Source organism: Streptomyces sp. NPDC050619 (assembly GCF_040654815.1).
In the GTDB taxonomy this organism is placed as follows: Bacteria; Actinomycetota; Actinomycetes; order Streptomycetales; family Streptomycetaceae; genus Streptomyces.
In genome coordinates, this window is record NZ_JBFAIR010000001.1 from 247,326 (window position 1) to 270,385 (window position 23,060).

22 protein-coding genes are annotated in these 23,060 nt (G+C 69.6%); 9 read left to right on the forward strand and 13 right to left on the reverse strand.

Features of this window, described 5'->3' with window-relative positions; all coding sequences use genetic code 11:
* Positions 1-777, reverse strand: a complete 777-nt coding sequence (locus tag AB0I77_RS01110) for a GntR family transcriptional regulator (protein WP_363280157.1) — start codon at positions 775-777, stop codon at positions 1-3.
* Entirely contained in the window at positions 774-1,316 is a 543-nt protein-coding gene (locus tag AB0I77_RS01115) for a UTRA domain-containing protein (RefSeq protein WP_363280158.1), read from the reverse strand. The genes AB0I77_RS01110 and AB0I77_RS01115 overlap by 4 nt, the downstream gene beginning before the upstream one ends.
* A 152-nt stretch (positions 1,317-1,468) precedes the next feature.
* On the opposite strand from AB0I77_RS01115, the gene AB0I77_RS01120 reads away from it, so the two are divergent.
* A complete protein-coding gene (locus AB0I77_RS01120; protein ID WP_363280159.1) occupies positions 1,469-1,894 on the forward strand; it encodes an ATP-binding protein in 426 nt (141 codons plus the stop codon).
* A 493-nt stretch (positions 1,895-2,387) separates the two neighbouring features.
* Entirely contained in the window at positions 2,388-3,410 is a 1,023-nt protein-coding gene (locus AB0I77_RS01125; protein WP_363280160.1) for an SGNH/GDSL hydrolase family protein, read from the forward strand.
* A gap of 285 nt (positions 3,411-3,695) precedes the next feature.
* On the opposite strand, the gene pepN is transcribed toward AB0I77_RS01125, so the two are convergent.
* The gene (gene pepN, locus AB0I77_RS01130; protein ID WP_363280161.1) at positions 3,696-6,269 is read right to left on the reverse strand and encodes an aminopeptidase N; all 2,574 of its coding nucleotides are present in this window, start codon (positions 6,267-6,269) and stop codon (positions 3,696-3,698) included.
* Positions 6,270-6,437: 168 nt separating this feature from the next.
* Here pepN and AB0I77_RS01135 point away from each other — a divergent pair, with 168 nt between their 5' ends.
* Positions 6,438-6,914 (forward strand): DUF1203 domain-containing protein, encoded by a 477-nt coding sequence (locus tag AB0I77_RS01135; RefSeq protein WP_363280162.1) that lies wholly within the window; start codon positions 6,438-6,440, stop codon positions 6,912-6,914.
* Positions 6,915-6,937: 23 nt separating this feature from the next.
* Here AB0I77_RS01135 and AB0I77_RS01140 read toward each other — a convergent pair whose 3' ends face one another.
* Complete coding sequence (locus tag AB0I77_RS01140; RefSeq protein WP_363280163.1) at positions 6,938-7,954, reverse strand: aspartate-semialdehyde dehydrogenase; 1,017 nt, start codon at positions 7,952-7,954, stop codon at positions 6,938-6,940.
* 350 nt (positions 7,955-8,304) lie between these two features.
* Between AB0I77_RS01140 and AB0I77_RS01145 the strand changes: the two genes are divergently transcribed.
* Both AB0I77_RS01145 and AB0I77_RS01150 read left to right on the forward strand, forming a co-directional pair.
* Positions 8,305-8,838, forward strand: a complete 534-nt coding sequence (locus AB0I77_RS01145) for a sigma-70 family RNA polymerase sigma factor (RefSeq protein WP_363280164.1) — start codon at positions 8,305-8,307, stop codon at positions 8,836-8,838.
* 1 nt (position 8,839) lies between these two features.
* Positions 8,840-9,559: a hypothetical protein gene (locus tag AB0I77_RS01150; protein WP_363280165.1), complete on the forward strand. Its 720-nt coding sequence runs from the start codon at positions 8,840-8,842 to the stop codon at positions 9,557-9,559.
* A 78-nt stretch (positions 9,560-9,637) separates the two neighbouring features.
* Here the strand turns inward: AB0I77_RS01150 and AB0I77_RS01155 are convergent, their stop codons facing one another.
* Entirely contained in the window at positions 9,638-12,931 is a 3,294-nt protein-coding gene (locus AB0I77_RS01155; protein WP_363280166.1) for a S8 family serine peptidase, read from the reverse strand.
* 205 nt (positions 12,932-13,136) lie between these two features.
* Entirely contained in the window at positions 13,137-13,694 is a 558-nt protein-coding gene (locus tag AB0I77_RS01160; protein WP_363280167.1) for a CGNR zinc finger domain-containing protein, read from the reverse strand.
* 108 nt (positions 13,695-13,802) lie between these two features.
* Here AB0I77_RS01160 and AB0I77_RS01165 point away from each other — a divergent pair, with 108 nt between their 5' ends.
* From AB0I77_RS01165 to AB0I77_RS01175, 3 genes are read left to right on the forward strand one after another with little or no spacing between them, the layout of a single operon-like run.
* Positions 13,803-14,246 (forward strand): VOC family protein, encoded by a 444-nt coding sequence (locus AB0I77_RS01165; protein WP_363280168.1) that lies wholly within the window; start codon positions 13,803-13,805, stop codon positions 14,244-14,246.
* 2 nt (positions 14,247-14,248) lie between these two features.
* Entirely contained in the window at positions 14,249-15,148 is a 900-nt protein-coding gene (locus tag AB0I77_RS01170; RefSeq protein ID WP_363280169.1) for a pyridoxamine 5'-phosphate oxidase family protein, read from the forward strand.
* A gap of 27 nt (positions 15,149-15,175) precedes the next feature.
* On the forward strand, positions 15,176-15,619 hold the full coding sequence (locus AB0I77_RS01175) for an NUDIX hydrolase (protein ID WP_363280170.1): 444 nt from the start codon (positions 15,176-15,178) through the stop codon (positions 15,617-15,619).
* A 138-nt stretch (positions 15,620-15,757) separates the two neighbouring features.
* Here the strand turns inward: AB0I77_RS01175 and AB0I77_RS01180 are convergent, their stop codons facing one another.
* From AB0I77_RS01180 to AB0I77_RS01195, 4 genes are all read right to left on the reverse strand, one after another.
* Positions 15,758-16,663, reverse strand: a complete 906-nt coding sequence (locus AB0I77_RS01180) for an alpha/beta hydrolase (protein ID WP_363280171.1) — start codon at positions 16,661-16,663, stop codon at positions 15,758-15,760.
* Entirely contained in the window at positions 16,660-17,172 is a 513-nt protein-coding gene (locus AB0I77_RS01185; protein WP_363280172.1) for a DUF6192 family protein, read from the reverse strand. The genes AB0I77_RS01180 and AB0I77_RS01185 overlap by 4 nt, the downstream gene beginning before the upstream one ends.
* Before the next feature lie 102 nt (positions 17,173-17,274).
* Positions 17,275-19,038, reverse strand: a complete 1,764-nt coding sequence (locus tag AB0I77_RS01190) for a TIGR03767 family metallophosphoesterase (protein WP_363280173.1) — start codon at positions 19,036-19,038, stop codon at positions 17,275-17,277.
* Between the two features lie 317 nt (positions 19,039-19,355).
* On the reverse strand, positions 19,356-19,910 hold the full coding sequence (locus AB0I77_RS01195; RefSeq protein WP_363280174.1) for a helix-turn-helix domain-containing protein: 555 nt from the start codon (positions 19,908-19,910) through the stop codon (positions 19,356-19,358).
* Positions 19,911-20,222: 312 nt separating this feature from the next.
* Here AB0I77_RS01195 and AB0I77_RS01200 point away from each other — a divergent pair, with 312 nt between their 5' ends.
* Positions 20,223-21,095, forward strand: a complete 873-nt coding sequence (locus AB0I77_RS01200) for a winged helix-turn-helix domain-containing protein (protein WP_363280176.1) — start codon at positions 20,223-20,225, stop codon at positions 21,093-21,095.
* Between the two features lie 138 nt (positions 21,096-21,233).
* Here the strand turns inward: AB0I77_RS01200 and AB0I77_RS01205 are convergent, their stop codons facing one another.
* The 3 genes from AB0I77_RS01205 to AB0I77_RS01215 all read right to left on the reverse strand — a co-directional run bounded on the left by AB0I77_RS01205 (position 21,234) and on the right by AB0I77_RS01215 (position 23,060).
* A complete protein-coding gene (locus AB0I77_RS01205; RefSeq protein WP_363280177.1) occupies positions 21,234-21,701 on the reverse strand; it encodes a hypothetical protein in 468 nt (155 codons plus the stop codon).
* 99 nt (positions 21,702-21,800) lie between these two features.
* Positions 21,801-22,700: a hypothetical protein gene (locus tag AB0I77_RS01210; protein ID WP_363280178.1), complete on the reverse strand. Its 900-nt coding sequence runs from the start codon at positions 22,698-22,700 to the stop codon at positions 21,801-21,803.
* Between the two features lie 144 nt (positions 22,701-22,844).
* Positions 22,845-23,060 (reverse strand): DUF397 domain-containing protein, encoded by a 216-nt coding sequence (locus tag AB0I77_RS01215; RefSeq protein ID WP_363280179.1) that lies wholly within the window; start codon positions 23,058-23,060, stop codon positions 22,845-22,847.

Genomic DNA, 23,060 nt, shown 5'->3' on the forward strand with positions numbered 1-23,060 from the left:
TCACTCCGGCGTGAACTCGTATTGCAGTTCGTAGAGATGTCCGGCCTTGACCATGACGGTTGCTTCGATGGGGCGATCGTCGTCGCTGTACACGACGCGCAGCGTACGGAGCACCGGAAGGTCGCTGGGCAGACTCAAGGCCTGGTACTGCTCCTGGGTCGGAATCCTGGCGGACACCCGGTCCACGCTCAGGCGCGGAGGGAATCCTCGCTCGGCAAGGAGGGCCGGAGTGCCGCCTTTGATCCTCCTCCTGTCCGTGATGGCGGTCCCCCGAGCAATGTCCAACGGGTAGTAGGACTTGACCAGTTCGACTGGTTCGCCATCGATGGAGAGGATTTGGTGCCGTAGCACGGCCGTCTCGCCCTCGGCGAGGCCCAAGGCGGTCGAGGCGTCAGCAGGGGGCCGGACCTCCGCCACATCCAGCAGGGTGCTGGTGGCCCGGTCCCCCTGCTTCGCCGTCTCGGTCAGCCAGCGATAGGGCCGTCCAGGGGCGGCCGGGGCCATGAACGCGGCCGGGTTTACGGTCTGCTGCCGGCGTTCGCGTACGGTGACCGCTGCTCCGGCGCGGCCGACGACGAGGCGCTCGTCCTTCAGAAGCTGGAGCGCCTTCTGGATGGTGGCATTGGCGGCGCTGAACCGTGCCTTGAGCTGGGCCGTGGACGGCAGATGGGCGCCGGGTGTGAGGTCGCCGCTCATGATTTCGTCCCGGAGGTCGGCGGCGATCCGCTCATGGAGCGACCTTCGGTCCGAGGGGTTGTCGGGGATGGGCATTGTCATCCGATCCGGATCTCGTAACGCAGTCGCTGCCGATGGGCCGGCATGACCATCAGGTCGATCTGAATGGGCCGGTCGTCACTGCCCAGGGTGACCCTGCTGAGTCGCAGGACCGGTTCGTCCGGGCCCATGCGCAGAACATCGCGCTCCTCCGCACTGGGCATGCGGGCGATCACATCCTCGCGTACGCGCACGCCGACGTGTCCTAGCTCGGCGAGGTAGGTCACAGCCCCGCCGGGGATCTTTCCCTTCTCGGCGAGGCGGGTGCCGCGGGCGATGGAGGCGGGGTAGTACGTGTCCGTCAATTCGCAGGGTTCCCCGTCGAGTTCGATCACCCTGCGGCGTACGACAGCCGTCTCGCCGGGCGTCAGGCCCAGCAGGCCGGCGATCTCCTCCGGAGAGGGAACCTCGCCGGCGTACGCGATGCGCTGACTGCCCTTGCTTCCTCGGGCTGCTGCCTCAACTCCCCACGAGTCCGGTTGCCCTTTCTCGCGAGGTGTCAGGTACGGCATCGAGGTGCTGACCCACGTGCGGTCGTTCACGGTGTCCTCCTGTGCCGGGTGGCCGACCTTGCCGCTTTACACGTTAAGCGACTCGCCTTCGGAGCTCGCTGTCAGGGCAACCTATCTGCCTTTCGCGAATAGTGATACAGTGGTGTTGACCTTGCACCCGAGGAACAAGGCGGTGGTCCACCATGCCCTTGTCGCGGCAACGCCGATTCCCCCGTGCCCGCAGCTCCGTGGCGGCTGCGCGTACCTTCGCTCTCGACACACTCACGGAGTGGGGTTACTGCGATCGGCGGGACGACGTGCGGTTATGTGTGTCGGAGCTGGCTACGAACGCCCTGTTGCACGGTGTCCCGCCGGGACGTGAGTTCTGCCTGGCGCTCGACGCCGACGGTCCACTGATCCGTGTCGCGGTCCGCGACAGCGGGGGCGGGTGGCCGGAAGTGGCCCGGGAGAGCACCGAGGAGTGCGGAGGCAGGGGGCTTCGCCTCGTAGCGGCTCTCGCCGATGACTTCGGAGTCACCGCGGACAACCCGGGCAAGACGGTGTGGACCGTTTTCAAGATCGGTCAGTCGGGGCCGGAGGGGGGCCGACCCAGCCATGGAAGCATCTGAACGTGCTCGCCTCGACACCTACTTCGGACGGATCCCGGGGCACTTCGCTTCGGCCGAGCGCCCCGCCGCATTCCTGATCACCCACCTTTTGCCCGAGCGCCCGGCGTTCGTACGGGGCGTGGCGCCTGGACGTGGGCGGCTACTTCGCCCGTCGCTCGACGCCCTGAGTAGCCGCTTCTCAGCGGGTGTTTGAAGGCTGCAGCGGGGCAGATGACGAGATCACCCCGGACAGCCCTCGAGTAGCTGCTGGTTTGTGCGGCGCGGCGCGGCGTGCGCCGGGCCGTGGCCGGGCGAGGGCGTGCGCCAGCGGCCCAGGCCGACGCCGGGTTCACCACTCGTGTGAGGAATGCCCGATGCATGCCCCCTGCGGGTGACCTGGCCGATCATTCCCGCCGCCCGGGCTGCTGTCTCTGCCACCGTCAGAGTCGAGAGCGGAGTGTTCCGTTCCTCTCCTCGTGGGTCCCGACGAAAGGGCACAGGCATGCCTTCGGCCATGCGTAAGAAGACGACCACTCCACGGGCACGGCGGCTGGCCGCCGCGGCCGTCGCGCTGGGCAGTTTGCTGGCGCTCGCCATCCCGGCGGGAACCGCCGCCGCGGCGCCCGCCGACCCGGTGCCGACCGTGTTCTTCGGCGACTCCTACACCGCCAACTTCGGCATCGCTCCCGTGAACGACCAGGACAACGAGAGGGGCTGGTGCTTCCAGGCCACGGAGAACTATCCCGCCGTCGCCACCCGGAACCTGGCCGACAAGGGCATCACCCTCGACATCCAGTCGGACGTCTCCTGCGGAGGCGCGCTCATCCACCACTTCTGGCAGGAGCAGGAGTTGCCCTTCGGCGCCGGGACGGTCCCGGCGCAGCAGGACGCGCTGAAGGAGGACACGCAGTTGGTCGTGGGCGGTATGGGCGGCAACACGCTGGGCTTCACCAGCATCCTCAAGCAGTGCTCCGACGAACTCCGCAAGCACCCTCTGCTGCCCGGCGAGCCGGTGGATCCGGATAAGCCGGGCGGCGAGTGCCGGGACTTCTTCGAGTCGGAAGACGGGAAGGAGTGGCTGGACTACAAGTTCCAGCAGGTCGAAGCGGACCTGGAGCAGATGCTCCAGCGCATGAGCTACTTCGCCCTGGACGCCGAGCGTGTCCTGGTCGGCTACCCCAGGCTCGTGCCCGAGGACACCACCAAGTGCCTGACCCCGGCGCCCGGCCAGACGGAACTGCCGTTCGCCGACATCCCCAATGACGCGCTGCCGCTCCTGGACCAGGTGCAGAAGCGGCTGGACGACGTCATGAAGCAGGCAGCCGCGGACGACGGTGCCGACTTCGTGGACCTCTACGACCACACCGGGAGCAACACGGCGTGCGACGGCGCCAACCGGGGCATCGGCGGCCTGCTGGAGAACTCCAAGGTCGAACTCGGCCAGCCGATCCCGTGGTACGCACACCCCAACGAGAAGGGCCGCGACATCCAGGCCGAGCAGGTGGCCGCCAAGATCGAGGCAGTCCTAAACGGCTGACGGGGCCACACCGCCCGGAAATCAGGAGTCCGCCGGCCGTCAGCCCTTATCCCCCGGCGTCCTCGGCGGCACCTGAGTCCCAGAGGGGACGCAGGCGCCGGCCGAGGGCGTCGGCCTCGTGAACGACGGCCAACTCCGCCAAGGGAGAGCCGGGACAACGGCACTTCGACTTCCGGTTCCTCTTCGAGAATGAGACGCTGCGCAGCAGAGTCCTTGACGCGAGCGCTGACGAAACGGGGGCGCCCGGTTCCGCACCGGGCACCCCCATCGTCGTACGGACGGCTACTACTCAGCCGCCGCGTCCGCCGCCTGTGCCCTCAGCGCGCGCTCCACGCCCGCACGCGACTCCGAGACGAGCCGGCGCAGAGCCGCGTTGGGCTCCGCGGTGGCCAGCCACTCGTCGGTGCGACGCAGGGTCTGCTCCGAGACCTGGATCGACGGGTAGAGGCCGACGGCGATCTGCTGGGCCATCTCGTGCGAGCGGGACTCCCAGATGTCCTTGACCGCCTCGAAGTACTTGTCCGTGTACGTGGCGAGCAGCTCGCGCTGGTCGGTCTGGACGAAGCCGGAGATGACCGCTTCCTGGATGGCGTTCGGGAGCTTGTCGGACTCGACGACCGATGCCCAGGCCTCCGCCTTGGCCGACTGGGTCGGCCGGGCGGCCCGGGCGGTGGCCGCGTGCCGCTCGCCCGCCGCCGTCTTGTCGCGCGCGTACTCGCCCGCGATCTCCGTCTCGTCGAAGCGGCCCACCGCGGCCAGTCGCTGCACCAGCGCCCAGCGCAGCTCCGTGTCGACGGCCAGGCCCTCGATCGTCTGCGAGCCGTCCAGCAGCGCCTCCAGGAGGTCCAGCTGCTCCGGCGTACGAGCGGTCGCGGTGAACGCGCGCGCCCACGCCAGCTGGTGGTCGCTGCCGGGTGCCGCCGCGCGCAGGTGGGCCAGCGTGGCGTCCGTCCAGCGGGTCAGCAGGGACTCGCGGGCGGCCGGGTCGGAGTACAGCTCGATCGCCAGCTTCACCTGGCGGTGCAGCGACTGCACGACGCCGATGTCGGACTCCTTGCCGATGCCCGACAGGACGAGGGAAAGGTAGTCGCGGGTGGCGAGTTCGGCGTCCCGGGTCGTGTCCCACGCCGACGCCCAGCACAGGGCGCGGGGGAGGGAGGACTCGAAGTCGCCGAGGTGCTCGGTCACGAACGCGAGCGACTTCTCGTCCAGGCGGACCTTCGCGTACGAGAGGTCGTCGTCGTTCAGGAGGACCACCGCGGGGCGGCGCTTGCCCACCAGCTGCGGTACGGCGGTCAGTTCGCCGTCGACGTCCAGCTCGAGCCTCTCGTCGCGCATCAGCTTGCCGCTGTCGTCGTCGAGTTCGTAGAGGCCGACGGCGATCCGGTGCGGGCGCAGGGTCGGCTCGCCCTTGGCGCCGGCGGGCAGGGCCGGGGCCTCCTGGCGGATCGCGAAGGACGTGACGACACCGTTCGCGTCCGTCTCGATCTCCGGGCGCAGGACGTTGATGCCGGCGGTCTGGAGCCACTTCTGTGACCAGGTCCCCAGGTCACGCCCGGAGGTCTCCTCCAGCGCGCCCAGCAGGTCGGACAGGCGCGTGTTACCGAACGCGTGCGCCTTGAAGTACGCCTGCACACCCGCGAAGAACTCGTCCATGCCGACGTACGCGACGAGCTGCTTGAGGACGCTGGCGCCCTTGGCGTACGTGATGCCGTCGAAGTTGACCAGGACGTCGTCCAGGTCGCGGATCTCGGCCATGATCGGGTGGGTGGAGGGCAGTTGGTCCTGCCGGTAGGCCCACGTCTTCATGGAGTTGGCGAACGTCGTCCAGGACTGCGGCCAGCGGCTGTCGGGGGAGTGGGCCAGGCAGGCGATGGAGGTGTAGGTGGCGAACGACTCGTTCAGCCACAGGTCGTTCCACCACTCCATGGTGACCAGGTCGCCGAACCACATGTGGGCCAGCTCGTGCAGGATGGTCTCGGCGCGCGTCTCGTACGCGGCGTCCGTCACCTTCGACCGGAAGACGTACTGGTCGCGGATGGTGACCGCGCCCGCGTTCTCCATCGCGCCCGCGTTGAACTCCGGGACGAACAGCTGGTCGTACTTCTTGAACGGGTACTGGTAGTCGAACTTCTCCTGGAACCAGTCGAAGCCCTGCCGGGTCACCTCGAAGATCGCGTCCGAGTCGAGGTGCTCGGCGAGGGAGGGGCGGCAGTAGATGCCGAGCGGGACGGACTGGCCGTTCTTCTCGTACACGCTGTGCACCGAGTGGTACGGGCCGACGATCAGGGCGGTGATGTACGTCGAGATGCGCGGCGTCGGCTCGAAGACCCAGATGTCGTCCTTCGGCTCCGGCGTCGGCGAGTTGGAGATGACGGTCCAGCCGGTCGGCGCCTTCACGGTGAACTGGAAGGTCGCCTTCAGGTCCGGCTGCTCGAAGCTCGCGAACACCCGGCGGGCGTCCGGCACCTCGAACTGGGTGTAGAGATACGCCTGGTTGTCGACGGGGTCGACGAACCGGTGCAGCCCCTCACCGGTGTTGGTGTACGCGCAGTCGGCGACGATCCGCAGGATGTTGCGGCCCTCCAGCAGCCCCGGCAGCGCGATCCGGGAGTCCGCGAAGACCTCGGCGGGGTCGAGCTGGTCGCCGTTCAGGGTCACTTCGTGGACGGTCGGGGCCACCAGGTCGATGAAGGACTCCGCCTCGTTCCCGGCGACGTCGAAGCGCACCGTGGTCACGGACCGGTAGGTACCGCCCTCCTGCGCGCCGGAGAGGTCGAGATCGATCTCGTACGAGTCAACGGTGAGCAGCTTCGCCCGCTGCTGTGCCTCTTCGCGAGTCAGGTTTGTGCCAGGCACGCGGTCATCTCCTCGTCATTTCAAATGATGCGGCGCGGTAGCGCCTCGTTGGGGGGTGGTGGTCGGGCGACGGGTGGGCGGGTTGCGCCATCCTTCCATGGGTCGTACGGGGAAAGCGATGTCCGTTTCCCGCCGGTGGGCAGGGCGGATGCGCGAAAACCTGGAGCCATGACGACCTACACCGCACGGCCCGTCCTCCCGACGGCCTTGAAGGAACTGCGCTCGCTTGACGACTCGGGACGCGGGATGGTTCCCGTGACCGACGACGAGGGCGGCGCTCCGCTCCGGTGCTGCTTGCGCCGGAGCCTGCCGGGGGAGCGGATCGCCCTGGTCTCCTACGCCCCGCTGCGCCGCTGGGCTGCGGAGACGGGAGCCGATCCGGGCGCGTACGACGAGCAGGGCCCCGTCTTCATCCATGCGGAGGAGTGCGCGGGCCCGGACGGGGACGGCCTGCCGTTCACGAACGCGCACCGCACGGTGCGCCGGTACTCCGCCGAGGGGCACATCCTGGGCGGGCGGCTCGTGGTGGCCCCGGAGGAGTTCGAGGACGCCTTCGCGGAAGCGTTCGACGACCCGGCTGTGGCACTCGTCCACGTCCGGGCCGTCGAATACGGCTGTTTCTACTACGAGGTGCGCAGGCCTTAGCCCAGCTTCAGCCCTTCAGCCCTTCAGCCCTTCAGCTCCACCGCCACCAGCTCCGCGATCTGCACCGCGTTCAGCGCGGCGCCCTTGCGGAGGTTGTCGTTGGAGACGAAGAACGCGAGGCCGTTGTCGACGGTCTCGTCGTTGCGGATGCGGCCGACGTACGACGGGTCCTGGCCGGCCGCCTGGAGCGGGGTCGGGACGTCGGTGACGGCGACGCCGGGCGCCCCGCCGAGCAGCTCCTTCGCGCGCTCCACGCTGATCGGGCGGGCGAAGCGGGCGTTGATCTGGAGGGAGTGGCCCGTGAAGACGGGGACGCGGACGCAGGTGCCGGAGACCTTCAGCCCGGGGATCTCCAGGATCTTGCGGGACTCGTTGCGGAGCTTCTGCTCCTCGTCGGTCTCGTTCAGGCCGTCGTCGACGATCGAGCCGGCCAGCGGCAGGACGTTGTAGGCGATCGGGGCCACGTACTTGTTCGGCGCGGGGAACTCCGCCGCCGAACCGTCGTGCGTGAGCTTCGGCGCGTCCTCGCCGACCTTCTTGACCTGCTCGAACAGCTCGTCCACCCCGGCCAGACCGGAGCCGGAGACCGCCTGATAGGTGGCGACGACCAGGGCTTCGAGGCCCGCCTCCGCGTGCAGCGGCTTCAGTACCGGCATCGCGGCCATCGTGGTGCAGTTCGGGTTGGCGATGATGCCCTTGGGCCGCTGGGCGATCGCGTGCGGGTTCACCTCGGAGACCACGAGCGGTACCTCCGGGTCGCGCCGCCACGCCGAGGAGTTGTCGATCACGACCGCGCCCTGCGCGGCGACCTTCTCGGCCAGCGCCTTGGAGGTCGCGCCGCCCGCGGAGAACAGCACGATGTCCAGGCCGGTGAAGTCGGCGGTCGTCGCGTCCTCCACCGTCACGCCGTCCAGGACCGTCCCCGCCGAGCGGGCCGAGGCGAACAGGCGCAGCTCGGTCACCGGGAAGGCGCGCTCCGTGAGAATCCTGCGCATGACCGTGCCGACCTGCCCGGTGGCTCCGACGATTCCGACCCTCACGGCGTCTCCCTCTGTCTGTCTCTGTCTGTGTTCGACGTGCTGTGTTTACGTGCGTGTTTCGTGGCCGAGGACTTTCCATGATGCGGCCGACCCCGGTCCGCCTGTCCAATTCTTTGCCCGCCATGCCCGAGGGCTGGGACACCCCACCCGCTCAAGGGTTGCGGATGTCGCGCCCAGACCACCGCTGAGCTGGAGAAATTCGCCCCGGGAACGCTGGGTGCCGCAAGCTGTGCTGCCCAGTGCGGCGATGTGACGTACGCCTCTGAAAGACACCTCTGAAAGATTCCCCACCCCGCACCGAACGTTTCCGCGTGCTGCGGCGTCGTAGAGGAGACGCGGGAAGGGGAGGGGTGTCCGTGCTGCGCAGAATGGCCCGTCGCGCCCAGGGGGAAGCACAGGGTGATCCTCTGGACGCGGCTCAGGAACGCCGGGTGCGAGCGGTGCTCGCCCTCGGCGGCGTACCACAGGCGGACCTGATGGACGGGGTGCAACAGGTCCGCCTGCGGCTGCTGGAACGGCTGGCGCGAGGGGACGAGGCGCCGCGGGACGTGTCCGCGTGGGCCGCGGTCGTCGCCTCCAACCTCGCCATGGACTGGCACCGGGCCAAGCGCCGCCAGGACCGGCTCGGGGAGCGGCTGGCCGCCCTCAGACAGTCCGAGCACCCCTCCGGCGAGGACACCAGCCTGCTCTCCCTCGCCGTCGCCCAGGGCCTGGACAAACTGCCCGACGCCCAGCGCCAGGTGGTCGTGCTCCGCTTCTACGCCGACCTGCCGGTGCGCGGGATCGCCGCGGAACTCGGCATTCCGGAGGGCACGGTCAAGAGCAGGCTGCACATGGCGGTACGGGCCCTGCGCGCCCGCCTGCACGAGGACGAGGTGGTGTGACGTGACCGCCGAACACGAGGGACGTGCCGGTATGGACGCCCTGATGGCCGCGATCACCGACGAGCCGCTGCCGGACGAGGCCCGCGAGGACGCCGCCCTCCTGGCCGAGCACCGGTCCGCCCAGGCCGACGTCGCGCTGCTGCGCGAGCAGTTGGGGATCATCGGGCACGCGCTCGGCGAACCCCCGGAGGCGGCCCCCGAGCCCGTTCCGGTACGACCGTCCCGGCTCCGGCGCCGTGCGCGCACCTTCGCCTTCGGCACGCTCGCGGTGGCCGCCGTCGCGGCCGTGCTGTCGGGTATGGGCTGGCTGCTGGGACAGGCCTCGAACAGTGCCACGTCCGACGACGCGGGTGGCAGCGCGGCCTCCAAACAGGAAGCCGACGCCGGCGTCCGCTTCGGCAGCCCTCGATATCTGGCCTGCGCCCGTACCGTCGTCGAGGGCACCGTCGTCCGCGTCGAAACCCTCCCCGACAACGAACGGCTGCGCGTCTCGCTGCACGTGACCCGTTACTACAAGCCGGAGCGGGGCGAGGACGAGCTGACCTACGTGATCAGCCGGTATGACGTCTCCCGCATCGAGAAGGGCGACCGCGTGCTGCTCGGCGTACGGCAGGACGCCTCCGCGCCCGACGAGTGGGTCGTCGGCGAGAAGGACGTCGCCCGCGAACGGGCCTGGATCACCGCCTCACTGCCCGCGTCGCGCACCCTCACCTGCGCATGAGAAAGGGCGGGCGCCCGTCACTGTTCGACGAACGCCCGCCCTGATCGCCGTATCGACCAAGGATCGGCCAAGGATCGACTACGGCGTGACCTTCTCGATCTTCACACTGCCGGTGCCCGCGACCGTGCCGCGCGCGTTGACCAGCTGGACCTGGCCGAAGAACTCACGGCCCTCCGGGGCGGCAGCGGCGACGACGGCACTGGCGGTGACCGTGGCCGAGTCGCCCGTGCCGAGCTTCACCGGCGTCGAGTCGTCGACCGTGACGCTGCCCAGGGCGGCGGAGAAGAACACGTCCTGGTAGTCGTACGCGGTGGAGCCGGCCGGGACCGCGTAACCGATGACCTCGATGGTGTACGTGCCGGCGGCCGGATCGGCCACGGACACGGACTCCTCCGAGTCGCCGTCGGCGGAGCTGCCGACCTCCTCGCCCGCCGCGTTGTAGACGACGAGATCGAGGTCGGCGGCCGCGTCGGAGACGTTGCCGATGGTGACGTCCAGGGACTCGGTGCCCTCGGGCACCGCGACCGTGGTGGTCTGGGTCTCGTCCTCCGCGATGGTCGGACGCGCTGTCTTGGCCGAGCCCAGCGGGCCGCCGACCAGCTTGCCGTCGAGCGCGGCGAAGTTGTTCGTCACCTTCCAGGAGGCGGCGGCCGGGGTGCCGACCTTGGCCTCGGCCACGGTCACGGTCTCCGGGTCGAAGGCCGCGCCGAGGACGGAGACGTCCAGCTTGTAGGGGTTGTCCAGCAGCGGCGACGTACGCCGCGACTCGACCTCGATCTCCCAGACGCCCGGCACCGGGTCGGCGTACGAACGCACGTCGGGCTTGCAGCCGTTGCCGTCGAGGTAGTTGTTGTAGCAGTTCGGCGTCGAGGTGCTGTCGAGCGGAACGCCGTACGGGTGGATGGTGATGAACCGGGTCTGGCTCTTGCCCTTCAGCCCGCCGATGGCGACCTCGAGGGACTTCGCGCCCTCAGGGACGGTCACGAAGTACGACCGCGTGCTGTTGCGCTGCACCGAACCCGACGCGGAGTAGGTGTACTTCACCGGAGCCGAGACCACGACCGTCGACAGGACCTGCTGGTCGACGCCCTCGGTCCGCGGGTCGTCGACCTCCAGGATCGCGCTCTTGAGGCCCGCGGACCGCGGCGCGGCCTGGACCTTGACGGTCACCGGCTGGTTCAGCGGCAGCTTCACCTCGTCGGAGCCGACGATCCTGAAGGTCCCGGCGGCGTTGTTCTCGAAGTCCAGCTCGTGCCGGATCGCCTCGTCGGCGCCGGACGTACGGGTGATCGTGACGTCGTACGTCTTCTTCTGACCGGCCTTGAGACCGCCCTCACGGTCGTAGAGACCCGTGCCGAAGCCCGGGGTCTTCAGGAACTGGTCGATCGCGGTGTCGACCGGGGCCTTCACCGTGTAGTCGTGCGCGGTGGCGCCGTCCAGGATCGAGTCCCAGGCGTCCTCGATGTTGATGAGGCCCGCCCCCTCCTCGTACGCCTGTACGCCCTTGATGTGGTCGGCGGTCGAGGTGAGCGCCGTGCGCAGGGTGGCCGGGGTGAGGTCGATGCCCTTCGCCTTGGCGGCGGACAGCAGCAGCGCGGACGCGCCCGCGGCCTGCGGGGAGGCCATCGAGGTGCCCTGGAGCATGGCGTAGCCGGCCGGCAGCGTGTAGCCCGCCTCGGGGATCGGGGCGCCCGGCAGCCAGGTCTGGATGGTGTTGATCGCGGCGCCCGGCGCGGACAGCGTCGGCGTGAAGCCGCCGTCCTCACGCGGACCGCGCGAGGAGAACGGCATCATCGCGTAACTCTTCTCCACGACGGAGCCGTAGTTGGAGGCCCAGGTGTCCTTGGAGATCGTCGCGCCGACCGAGATGACCTTGTCGGCCAGGCCGGGGTCGCCGATGGTGTTGGCGCCGGGGCCGGAGTTGCCGGCCGAGATCACCAGCTGGACGCCGTAGGTGTCGATGAGGCGCGTGTACAGCATGGCGCGCGCGTTGTTGCCGTCGTTCAGCGAGGGCAGGCCGCCGATCGACATGTTGACGATGTCGACACCGCGGTTGACGACGAGGTCGATCATGCCCTCGGTGAGCGCGACGTTGGTGCAGCCGCCGGTCCAGGTGCAGGCGCGGGACGAGACGATCTTCGCGCCCGGGGCCGCGCCGTTCATCTTCCCGCCGAACAGCCCGTTGGCGGCGGTGATGCCGGCGACGTGCGTGCCGTGCTCGGACTCGATGACCCCGATGTTGACGAAGTCGGCCTTCGCGCCGGCCGCGTTGTAGACGACGTCCTTGCGGATCTCGACGACGAACGGCTGGCGCTCCACCACGTCGGTGGCCGGGTCGTCGGTGCCGAAGTAGCCGATCTGGAAGCCGTCCTTGTACGGCTTCATCGGCGCGTCGTCACCGAAGTCGTTGTTGTTGTTCAGGTCGACGCGGACCGTGCCGGCCGCGGCGTCGTAGAGGACGCCCCAGCTGTCGGTCTTGTCGCCGTCGCGGTTGGCGTCGCCCGCGGCGTCACCGCCGGTGGTGTACGACTCCAGGAACGTGCTGATCCGGTACGAGCCCGCGGGCGCCGTCCAGGTCTTGCCGCCGAAGGTGAAGGTCGGCCCGGACACCGAGTCGAGCATCGGGCGCCAGGTGCGGTCGCCGTCCGCGACCGGGTCGGTAGCCGTCACCCAGTCGACGATCTTCCGCTCGCCGGTGGTGGTCTTCTGGAGCGCCGGATGGCCCAGGTCCACACCCGAGTCGAGGACGCCGATGGTGATACCCCGGCCGTCCGCCTTCGGATGGTCCTCGACGAAGTCGACGGCGCCCGTCTCGAAGGACGGGTTGTACGGGTTCTCGGCGGGGGTCTTCTTGTTCGGCGCGGAGTAGGCGGCAGTGCCGCCCGTGCTCGCGGCGCCCTTGGCGGTGTCCGCGCCCGGCGTCGGGTCGTCCAGCGGAATCTCCTGGCGCAGGTCGATGCCGTGCACGGAGGAGAGCTTCGCGGCGGCGGCGATGGCCGAGTCCGCCTTGCCGGTGGGCACGGTGGCCCGGACGTAGCCGAGCTTGTCGTAGGTACGGCCGACCAGTCCGCCCTGGACCGAGTCGAGTTGCTCGGCGACCTGCTCGGTCTGCCCGGGCGCGGTCGCCACCATCAGCGTCACGGACTTGTCGCCGTCGGCCTTGGCCTCGGCGAGGACGTCGGCGTCGTCGGAACCGAGCTTGTCGTGGGCGGACTTCACGCTCGGATCGGCGGCGACAGGCGTTTCGTCGGCGGCGAAGGCCAGAGGTATCGGCCCGGCCGCGGACAGGGCGGCCATCAGGCCGGCGGCCACGGCTATCCGGGCCACGCGTCTCGCGCCCGGTATCGGGTCGTGCTGGGAGGTGAGGGTCATCGGCATCCCTTGTACGTAAAGGAACGAGCGTGAGCGACCGAGGCTGATCAGCCCTGGCCGCGATCGTCCGAAAGGTGCTCCCGGACGACCGCTCAGCTTTATGCAAAGGGTGTGAGTTTGGTGAGAGTTGGCTGAATCTCAAGAGATGTATGGGGAAAACCCGCTATCCCTTTTCAGGAGATGAGCCGCAAAGGCGACAAGTCGCTCAGGCGCCCTTCGTGCGCGCGTAATGCCGGGACGCCTTCGCCCGGTTACCGCACGCGGCCATCGAGCACCAGCGGCGCGTGCCGTTCCGCGAGGTGTCGAAGAAGTGCAGGATGCACGCCTCGTGGGCGCAGCCGCGGATCCGGTCGGGTGCGGTGGCGAGCAGCTCGAGGTAGTTGCGGGCGGCGAGCCAGGCGGGGCCCCATGACGGGTCGGGGAATTCGGGCAGCTCGCCGGGCCCTGTCACGGTGAGCGTGGCCCGGATCCGCCCGTGCGCGAGAACGGCGTCGACGAGACGGGCTCCCTCTGTGAGGGATGCGTCTTCCAGTGATGCGTCCACGGCCGCCTTCAGGGCGTCGCGGGCCTGGAGGGTGTGGCGCAGAACCTTGACGTCAGCGGCGTAGTCGCCGCCCAGCCCGTTCGCGTCGAGCCACACCGCGAGCCCGTCGAGGTCGGTGAGCAGGTCCCGGACCTCTCCCTCCTCCATCCACCGCGTATTGAGCAGGTCGAGCGCGAGCGGCTCACCGGTGAGCGGGCGCGGGTCGCGAGCGGCGGGCATGGAGGGGCTCCTTCCGTACTAACCGGTCAAGAGTACGTCACCGGTTGACGACCACTCTTTCTAACCACTAACGTCGACTACAACGGTTACAACATGAAGGAGGCGGCCATGCCCCTGCACACCGGCCATATCGGCCTGAACGTCACCGACCTCGACCGCTCGCTCGCCTTCTACCGGGACCTCCTGGAGTTTTCCGTGATCGCCGAGGGCAAGGAGGAGGGTCGGCGGTACGCGTTCATCGGCGACGGCGAGCGCCTCGTGCTCACCCTCTGGCAGCAGGCGGGACAGCCGTACGACACCGGCCGCGCCGGACTGCACCACCTCGCCTTCGAGGCGCCGTCGATCGAGCAGGTCAGGCGGTACGAGGAGGCGCTGCGCGCCCAGGGCGTCGACTTCGCCTACGACGGTGTGGTCGCCCACGGCGAGGGCGCGGCGTCCGGCGGCATCTTCTTCCACGACCCGGACGGCACCCGTCTGGAGATCTCGGTGCCGGAGGGTGCGCAAGGGGCGCCCGTGCCCCACGAGGCCGCTCCGACCTGCGGGTTCTTCTAGTCATGGGCGTGTATCACGCGGGCTCGCGCGCGGTGCAGGACCGGGTCGGCGTACGCGACCTCGCCGACCACGTCGGCCGGGCCGTAGGGCAGGGCATCAAACCGGTGGCCGCGGCCTTCCTGGAGATCCAGCCCTTCCTGGTGGTGGGTGCCGCCGCCCCGGAGACGGGCCGGGTGTGGTCGACGGCGGTGACCGGCCCGCCCGGTTTCGTGCGGGCGACGGGACCTCACCAGATCTCCGTCGAGGTCTCCGTCTCCGGCGGGCCACCCCCGACCGACCCGCTCGCCACGGCGCTGGCCACACCCGGGACCCCCATCGGCACCATCGCCCTCGACCCCCGCACCCGCCGCCGTATGCGCCTCAACGGCCGACTGCGGCCCACGGCACGGGGATTCGCCGTCGAGGTCGAGCAGGTGTTCGCCAACTGCCCGAAGTACCTGCAGAAGAGGAAGTCGTACGAGACGGTCGACGACCGCAGGCCTGGAAATCCCCAGCGCGGCGGCGAACTGACCTCGCGGCAAGTCGGGTTGGTGGCGGCGGCCGACACCTTCTTCCTGGCCACCGTGGGCCCCGACGGAGCCGACGCCAGCCACCGGGGCGGCAACCCCGGCTTCGTACGCGTCGATTCCCCACGCGAACTCAGCTGGCCCGACTACGCCGGCAACGCCATGTTCCTCACGCTGGGCAACCTGGAGACGGACCCGCGCGCGGGCCTGCTCTTCCTCGACTGGACGACGGGCACGGTCCTGCGACTCACCGGCGAGGCGCGGACGGAGTTCGACGCGGACGGGGAACGCCGGGTGCGCTTCACGCTCACTGAGGCCGTCGAGACAGAGGCCGCGGTGCCGTTGCGCTGGTCCGAGCCCGAATACTCGCCTGCCAATCCGGAGGTGACGGGTTAACGTCCCGGGGTGCGAAGGAAGTTGAGGGTGGCGGCCTACGCCATTTGTATGCGGGACGGACAGCTCCTGCTCTCCCGGTCCCCGGCACCCGACGGCGGCCCGCCCGAGTGGGTCCTGCCCGGCGGCGGCATGGAGCACGGCGAGGATCCCCACGACACCGTGGTGCGGGAGGTGGAGGAGGAGACCGGATACCGCATCGAGGTGACGGGGCTGCTCGGCGTGAACTCCAGCCGCCGAGTCGTCCCCCGCCGCTTCGGGCGCGCCGTCGACCACCATGGCGTACGGCTCCTCTACGAGGGCCGGGTCACCGGCGGCGAACTTCGCTACGAGATCGGCGGCTCCACGGACATGGCGGCCTGGCACGACCTGGACGCCGTGTCCGCACTGAACCGGGTCCGCCTGGTCGACGTAGCCCTGAGACTGTGGCGCGAGCGGCCGGCGTCGGGGCGGGGCCAACTCGTGGAGGAGTAGCCGTACGGCGGTCGAGCCGGTCTCAGCTTGCTGTCGCCCACGATGACGATCTCCGGATCGCCGGACATCCACTGCGGACGGCGACGAAGGAGTTGTGCCCCCCGTTCACCGGGCATCACCCACCAGGGGAGATCGAGGTTACGTCCCCGCCCCTGGTCGGGTGCGGGCGTCATTGGCCAGGGTGTGGTCGAGAACGGCCGCGGCCAGGGGTGCGTGGACGGCGCGGGGCAGGGCGTGCCCCATGCCCGGTATCTCCACCAGCCGTGCCCCGGCGATCACTTGGGCGAGATGGTCGGGGTGCGGCGGTGGGAAGACGGGTTCGGCCGGGGCGGAGACAACCAGGGTCGGCACCTCGGTGCGCGCGAGTTCCTCGGTGCGGTCCATGCCGGAGTGGTCCGCGCGCCCGTGGGTCATGGGCGCCTCGTAGCGCCCGGCGTGCTCGATGACGCGGCGCTCCGAGGCCCGGAACTCCTCGGAGTCGAAGGGGAGCTGATCGCCGTTCAGCAGCCGCCAGTGCTCCACGCGGTGGTCCAGCTCGCCCTCCAGGCCACGGTCCTCGTGGGGGTGGGACCACAGTTCGAGCACCCGTGCGTCGATGGGCGGGAGTCGGTCTACGGGAGTTCGGGAGCCGTCCGGGTGCGACAGTGGGGTGCTGCTGAGAGCGCCGGTGCCCATCACTGTCGCGCTGAGCAGCCGTTCGGGGTGATCGGCGATCAGCAGTTGGGTGAGCATGCCGCCCAGGGAGTGACCGACGATGTGCGCCCGCTCCACTTCGTACGCGTCGAGGACGGCGATCGCGTCCGAGGCGAGGTCGACGATGCGGTACGGGTGCGTGTCGAAACTCAAGCTGGAGCGGCCGGTGTCCCGGTGGTCGTAGCGGATGACGCGGTGGCGCACGGCCAACGCGTCAACCAGTCCCTCCGGCCAGCCCAGCCCAGACGCCCCGGCCCCCATGATCAGCAACAGGGTGGAATCCCGGGGGTCGCCGCGCACCTCGGACCACAGCCGAACCGCCGGGTCGACCTGGACGAACCGCTGATTCATGGCACCGCTCCCCACATCCACGACTGGATGGCGAGACGAGCCGTCTCGTCATCGTGCGTCGTCATCATGATGCATACCTCCGGGGTGATGCAATACGACTCGTCTCGTCTCGTTGCTGACCGGGCACTCGAATTCGCCCACCCCGCCGCCCGTGTCGGGGCGTCCCCGCTCCACTCACTGCGGCCCGTCCGCTCGTTCACCGGCGGGTGCTGGATCAGTTCGTACGCATCGGGCGCCGACGCCAGAATCCTGTGCACCTCAATGGTCGGCCACGGGCCGGTGGCACCGGCCGCGATCGTCGCGCTCGAGGCGAGCGCACCTTGGAGGGCCTCGGGGCGGACCGCGCCAAGGACGGCACTCGTCGTACCCGGTACGGCACCGCAGCGGTTGAGTGCCCGGGGGGAGGTCAATCTCCAGGATCGGCCTGACCCCCCGGCTGGCAAGGGGCTTCGTCCTCGCCAGATCCACCGCTCGGCCGTGCTCCACCACGAAGTCGATGGACCGGTCACTGAACGAAGGAAGCGGACCGATCGGCCCGTACGTGAAGCATGATGGGTGGCCGAGCACCAAGTCCAGCAGTCAACATCCCCCTCAGACCACAAAGAGCAAGCTCAGCCCTTCTTCAGCACCAGCTCCGTGTTCCGGTCCTTCGACTCCCCGCCCAGGTCCGTCCGGGCCCCCGGCGCGTTGAAGGACAGTTCGCGGTAGAGGGCCGCCAGGCCGGTCTGGGAGAGGTCGGTGAAGTCCGTGCGGTGCGGGGCCGAGGACTCGACGCACGTGGTGAAGATCGAGACCGTGCCGTCCTTGTTGTCCACCAGCTCGATGACGCGGGCGAGTTGGGGATAGTCGACGTGGGAGGCGGTGGAGATCTCCCAGAAGGAGCGGCCGTCGGGCGCGGAGTGCGCGGTGATGTCGTTGCGGTGGATGTGTCCGTTCACCCAGGCCAGGACGCCCGGGTGGCTGCCGAGGAGGGCGATGACCTCCTGGCCGTCGTGCCGCCGCTCGCCGGGGTGGGCCGGGTCGGGGCGGGTGTTCTCCATCGTCTTGCTGGTGTGGTGGCTGAAGACGACCGCGTACGAGTCCTTGTTGTCCCGCAGGGTCTTGTCCAGCCACTTCAACTGGGCCGTTCCGATGGAGCCGTTGTAGTGGCCGCCGGGGTCGGTGGTGTCGAGGCTGATGCCGATGACGTCGTCGGCGATGCGGAAGCTGTAGTACTGCGTGCCCGCGTCGAGGTTCGCGGAGGAGTAGCCGTGGCCTACCGGGCCCAGGCCCCGGTAGGCCGGGTCCAGGTGGGCCTTGAGGTACTCGGCGGCGGTGTAGGGGGCGCGCCGCTCGTCCGGGGTGACCGAGCGCATGTCGCGGGCGTGCGCCTTGAGCAGGTCGCGGAACGCGGTCCCCTTGGGGTCCTTGTCGTCCGCGATGGACGCCTGGAGCTTCTTCGCCTCGGCCTCGGGCAGGCTCATCAGCTTCTTGCCGCCGATCGCGTACTCGGCGAGCCAGGAGTCGCCGTGGCCGTAGCAGCCCAGCGGCATGGAGTCGTGGTTGCCGACCGTGGAGTACCAGGGCAGGTTGAGACCGGGGCTGTTCAACTCCCGCAGCGCGGCGGCCAGATATCCCTCGATCTGCGGGAAACCGAGCTGCTTGTCGGCGTCGCGCACGGCGGTGTCGGGCTGCCAGTACTGCTTGATCCCGCTGTTCTGGACGCCCTCGTAGTGCCGCGGGTCACCGGAGTTGGCGGTGATCCGGCCGCCGCTCATGATGGTCAGGAACCAGTCGAGCTCGGTCTTGGCGTTGTTGTCCGTGTTGTCGCCGGTGGTCATGGCGAAGTGCAGCGGGGCGCCGGTGACGGGGGCGCCCCGCAGCGCGTTGATCCGCTCCACGAGCGAGATGGCGCCCGGCACGGTCAGCGCCTCGTGCGGCCGCCAGGCGTGGATGTCGCTGGAGCGCAGGTACTCCAGGCGCATCGGGTGCTGGGCGTCGATCAGATGCAGATCGGTGAGCTGCACGAAGGCGGCGAGCGTGCTGCGGCGCCCGGCCCGGCCCGCCTTGGGCGCCGCCAGTTCGCCGCGCACCTTCCGGCTCCAGCCGGGTCCATCACCCAGGCGGCGGTACCCGGAGCTCGTGCGCGGGGCGGCGACGGTGGCGAGGGTGGTGCCACGGGTGTACGGCGCCAGCGGCGCGGCCGGGGCGGTGCGGGACTGGGCCACGGGCGCTTCGCCCGCGCCCGTGCCCGGGGTAGCGGTGGCGGCCCGGCTGTCGGTGGGCCGCAGGGCGTAGCCGACGCCCGCGGAGAGGGTTACCGCCGCGGTGGCGGCGAGGACGGTACGGCGATTGGCTCCAAGTGCGGAGCCGGCGACAGAGCGTATGCGCGACATGGCGCGGTCTCCCCGGGTGCGAACGCGTCGGCAGTGGTCGCGGGCGGTCGCTGTCGCGAACTTCCCGCTCACATTGGATCGTTGGCACCGGGAATGACCTGCGCGTGAACGAGGCGGCAACGCGCAACGCCGATCACCGTACGTGGATCTTGGGCCACCCTGCGCGTATGCGAAGGCTCCCCGGACGGCTGGGGGGTGGTCACTCCCTGTTCATTTTCGGGGGTAGGGGAGGTACTTCCCGGAGGCAGTCGGCGGAGGCAGTCGGCAGAGGTAGCCGTCGGGGCTCTTCCGCCACGAGCTGTGCCCGCCCCGACAGGTCAGAGCGCGGCGTCGAGAACGGTCTGCGCCGTCTGACGGGCATACCGCGCCGCATCCGTGTCCCCCGTGAACGTGGCCACCGCCATCGCGCCGTCGAACAGCACAGCCAACTGCGCCCCCACCGCATCCGCGTCCCGTATGCCCGCCTGCACCGCCAGCTCGGTCAGCAGCTCGCGCATAGCCCGCTTGTGCGCCTGAACCGCGGCCACGACGACGTGTGCGGCGGCCCCCGCTTCCCCGAACGCACCGGCGAACACGCACCCGCGAAAGCCCGGTTGGTGAAACCAGTCGTCCAGGAAGTCAAAGGTCCCAAGGACCTTCTCCACCGGTTCGTCGATCGCGCCGACGCGTTCCTTGATCGCGGACCGCGCGATGTCGTCGCGTCGGACGAGGCAGGCTGCCAGCAGCAGGTCCTTGGACGGGAACATCCCGTAGAGCTTCTTCAGCGACACCCCTGATTCGTCCCGGATGCGCTGCATCGTCACCACGTGGACGCCGTGGGTGTAGAACAGGTCATCCGCGACCGCGACCACGTGCGACGCATCGTCCTGCATGACTGGTCATCGCCTCCGGATGGGAAGTTCACGCCCCGCACCGACGTGAGAACCGTAATTCTCAGGCATGGGGCAGCGCTATGTCCATCGAGGCGCACGCCTTGAGAATCACCATTCTCGTCGCTACACTCCCGGAGGGAGAATCGCAGTTCTCAGCTGGGTCGGGCCGGGGCGGGGCCCGCGCAACGGCGAGCGAGCCGTCACGGGAACGGTTTGGGGGAAGCCGTGCTACGGATGCACTTCAGCGCCGGAGATCTGGCCCGTACCCGGATTGCGGACGGACCGGACCCTTTGTGGGAAACCATGCTGAGCATGCATCAGCTTCAAGAGAAGCGACGGGACCCGGTACTCGACGCCTGGCTACGCAGAGCGTGCCGACGCGGCCGGCAGGCACAGCGGGTGCTTGCCCCGCTGATGCCGGCCCGCGGCTACTTCCCGGACTTCCTCACCCCCGCCGCGGCTTCAGGCGGGCTGGAGTGCGGCATCGAAGCCGTGCTCTGCACCCCGCGGCACCAATTACGCGCGGAAGTCACGCTCTTGTCGGTGCGCAACCCGCTGCCCACCTGGGCCCGCGCTCTGGCCGACGGCGAAACCGGTACTCTCCACCAACTGGGCAAGGCCCTGCGTCAGTACCACGACTCCGTCCTCGCACCCGCCTGGCAGGACATCGCCTCTCGCATCGAGGCCGACCGTCTGCACCGCACCAGGACCCAGTGCAGCATCGATACGGAAGCGATGCTGCGCACGTTCGCACCCCTCCTGCGCTGGCAGCGGCCTGTCCTGGCGGCCGACTACCCCGTGGACAGAGATGTGCATCTGCAAGGCCGCGGACTGCTCCTGGTGCCCTCGTACTTCTGCCGCAACACGCCGGTCGCCCTCCTGAACGAAGGACTGCCGCCCGTATTGGTCTATCCGGCCAGAACAGGACGGCCGCCCCCACCCTCCGCTGCCGGCTCCCGGCTGGCGCCGCTGCTGGGGCACACCCGCGCAGCGGTGCTCCAGACCCTCCACGAGCCCCGTACCACCAGCGAGTTGGCGCGACATGCCGGAGTATCCCTGTCCTCCGCCAGCGAACACGCCACCGTACTGCGCAAAGCCGGGCTCATCACCAGCACCAGAGAGCGCCATCGCGTACGCCACACCCTCACGCCGCTGGGCGTCGACCTGCTCGCCGGAAGGGCGTAGGGCGACGACCTTGGAGTCGGAGTGCGGTGCTCATGAAGAACTCCCCGGCTGCGCCGAAGGTATGGCGGCAACTCGGGGAGAAGACCCGCACGCTGGGCGTCATCCCGCCGGACGCCGGTCCGGCGGGATGCTTTCCGATCAGCAGTTGGCCCACTTGTGCGAGGAGATCGTGTTGTTGGCGTCGTTGGGGATGTGGTTCCAGTACTGGCTGCGCTTGACGCAGCCGATGTACCGGTTGTAGTAGGGGCCGGAGTAGAAGCGCACGTCCTGGCGGACGTTGGTCCAGCCCAGGTTGGCGACGGAACTCGTGCGGTTGGTGTCGCTGCCGTGGCAGGCGCCGCCGGTGCTGTAGTCGCTGTCGTTGTCGTAGTCCTTGCAGAGCGCGGAGCCGCCGCAGGAGGCGGCGTTGTACATGTTCACCGTGCCGGTGTCGTGGAACGCCTGCACGGTCTCGCGGCAGTTCCGGTCCTGCACCGAGACCTCGCGCACCTGGACGCGTGCGGCGGCCGAGTCCGCCGACGCGGCGGCGGAGGCAGCGGCCGGGACCGTCGCACCGATGAAGGCGACAGAGGCCGTGGCTGCCAGTACCAACTTGAGTTTGCGCATAGCTGATCTCTCCTGTGATCTCTCGATTCTGATCTCTCGATGGTTTCCGTGTGGTGCATGCGGCCGCCGCCTGGGCGGTCGCACACCCTGCTGCCGGGCTCAGCGACGCCCGGCAAGCTCTCCGGCGCGGTCCAGCGCGGCCAGCCGCATCCGGTCCCTGGCCTCGATCTCCGAGCCGTACTTATCCTGGTCGGCGAGCGCGTAGTGCCGGGTCAGCCGGTGCACCGTGGCCGCGAGCGAGGTGCTGCGGGCGCACGCGGCCTCCGCTGTCGCGAGCCGGACCTCGATGCTGTGGGCGCGTCGTACGCTCGCGCCCGCGATGCGCTCCTCCAACTCGCGCTGGAGATGGGCGGGGCTCTGGTAGGGGAGGCCCTTCGCCCGCATGCAGTCCGACCACTGCCGCACGGCGGTGCGGAAGTCCGGGTGACTGCGCAGCTTGTCGCCGTGATCCGGGATGTTCGAGGCCAGGGTGTCGGCCCGGAACCACTCCCGGAAGTCGCCGTAGAGCCTGCCCTGGGCCTCGGCTATGCAGCCTGTGCTGGACTGCCGGACCATCGCGCCGACCGGGACCGTGACCTCCAGGGCCTTGGCCCCGCTCCCGGACAAGGCGTTGAAGTAGGCCTGTCGGCGCTCGGGTGAAAGGCGGCGCACGTAACTGGCGTTGGGACTCTCCGTCCGCTGCCGCTGCGCCCTGCGCAGCAGGTCCCCGCCGTAGCCGTGCCTGCGCGCCCAGGCCGGGTCGTCCACCACGTACGGGAAGTCGCGCTGCTCGTCCGGCGTGCGCGGTGGGGCCGGCCGATACCGGAAGCCGTGCCGCGCCATGCACCGCTGGACGAGGGCCTCCTCGCCCCGGTCCAGCAGAGCGAGCTCCTGCGCGGTCGCCTTCCTGGGCCGGCTCCCCTCCCGGGCGGGGCTCTCCCCGCAGGCCGTGGCCCCGACGATGAGCACCAGCATCCCTGCCACCGCCGAGCACCACGCGCCGGTGTTCTTGTCACGCACGGCTGCCCCCGTCCCCTCGATTCCCCGTTCACGTCCCGGGTCTGCCCCTGGACATGCCTGGAGTCTGCGACCGCCGCGCCGTGCGCCGGTAGGTGTTTCGGACGTCCCCGAAACTGGGAGCGCTGGGGAACCGAGGGGCCGGCGTCAGGTCTCGCGGAGGTGGGTGAGGAAGGGGGTCCACGCCGTGGGGGGGAGGAGGAGGGCGGGGCCGGTGGGGGTTTTGGAGTCGCGGATGGCTATGGCTCTGGCCTGGGGGAGGTGGACGGCTTCGAGGCAGTTCTGGCCAGTGCCGTCGCTGTACGACGACTTGAACCAGGCGTAGTCCGGCGCGAGTTCGGGGGCAACGGGATGCGTGGGCAT

Coding starts and splice junctions, on each gene's coding strand:
- AB0I77_RS01135 (WP_363280162.1), top strand. CDS start 6,438: ATGACGACCTACACCGCACGGCCCGTCCTCCCGACGGCCTTGAAGGAA.
- AB0I77_RS01200 (WP_363280176.1), top strand. CDS start 20,223: ATGCATCAGCTTCAAGAGAAGCGACGGGACCCGGTACTCGACGCCTGG.
- AB0I77_RS01190 (WP_363280173.1), bottom strand. CDS start 19,038: ATGTCGCGCATACGCTCTGTCGCCGGCTCCGCACTTGGAGCCAATCGC.
- AB0I77_RS01180 (WP_363280171.1), bottom strand. CDS start 16,663: ATGAATCAGCGGTTCGTCCAGGTCGACCCGGCGGTTCGGCTGTGGTCC.
- AB0I77_RS01160 (WP_363280167.1), bottom strand. CDS start 13,694: ATGCCCGCCGCTCGCGACCCGCGCCCGCTCACCGGTGAGCCGCTCGCG.
- AB0I77_RS01165 (WP_363280168.1), top strand. CDS start 13,803: ATGCCCCTGCACACCGGCCATATCGGCCTGAACGTCACCGACCTCGAC.
- AB0I77_RS01110 (WP_363280157.1), bottom strand. CDS start 777: ATGACAATGCCCATCCCCGACAACCCCTCGGACCGAAGGTCGCTCCAT.
- AB0I77_RS01125 (WP_363280160.1), top strand. CDS start 2,388: ATGCGTAAGAAGACGACCACTCCACGGGCACGGCGGCTGGCCGCCGCG.
- AB0I77_RS01120 (WP_363280159.1), top strand. CDS start 1,469: ATGCCCTTGTCGCGGCAACGCCGATTCCCCCGTGCCCGCAGCTCCGTG.
- AB0I77_RS01170 (WP_363280169.1), top strand. CDS start 14,249: ATGGGCGTGTATCACGCGGGCTCGCGCGCGGTGCAGGACCGGGTCGGC.
- AB0I77_RS01155 (WP_363280166.1), bottom strand. CDS start 12,931: ATGACCCTCACCTCCCAGCACGACCCGATACCGGGCGCGAGACGCGTG.
- AB0I77_RS01195 (WP_363280174.1), bottom strand. CDS start 19,910: ATGCAGGACGATGCGTCGCACGTGGTCGCGGTCGCGGATGACCTGTTC.
- AB0I77_RS01205 (WP_363280177.1), bottom strand. CDS start 21,701: ATGCGCAAACTCAAGTTGGTACTGGCAGCCACGGCCTCTGTCGCCTTC.
- AB0I77_RS01215 (WP_363280179.1), bottom strand. CDS start 23,060: ATGCCCACGCATCCCGTTGCCCCCGAACTCGCGCCGGACTACGCCTGG.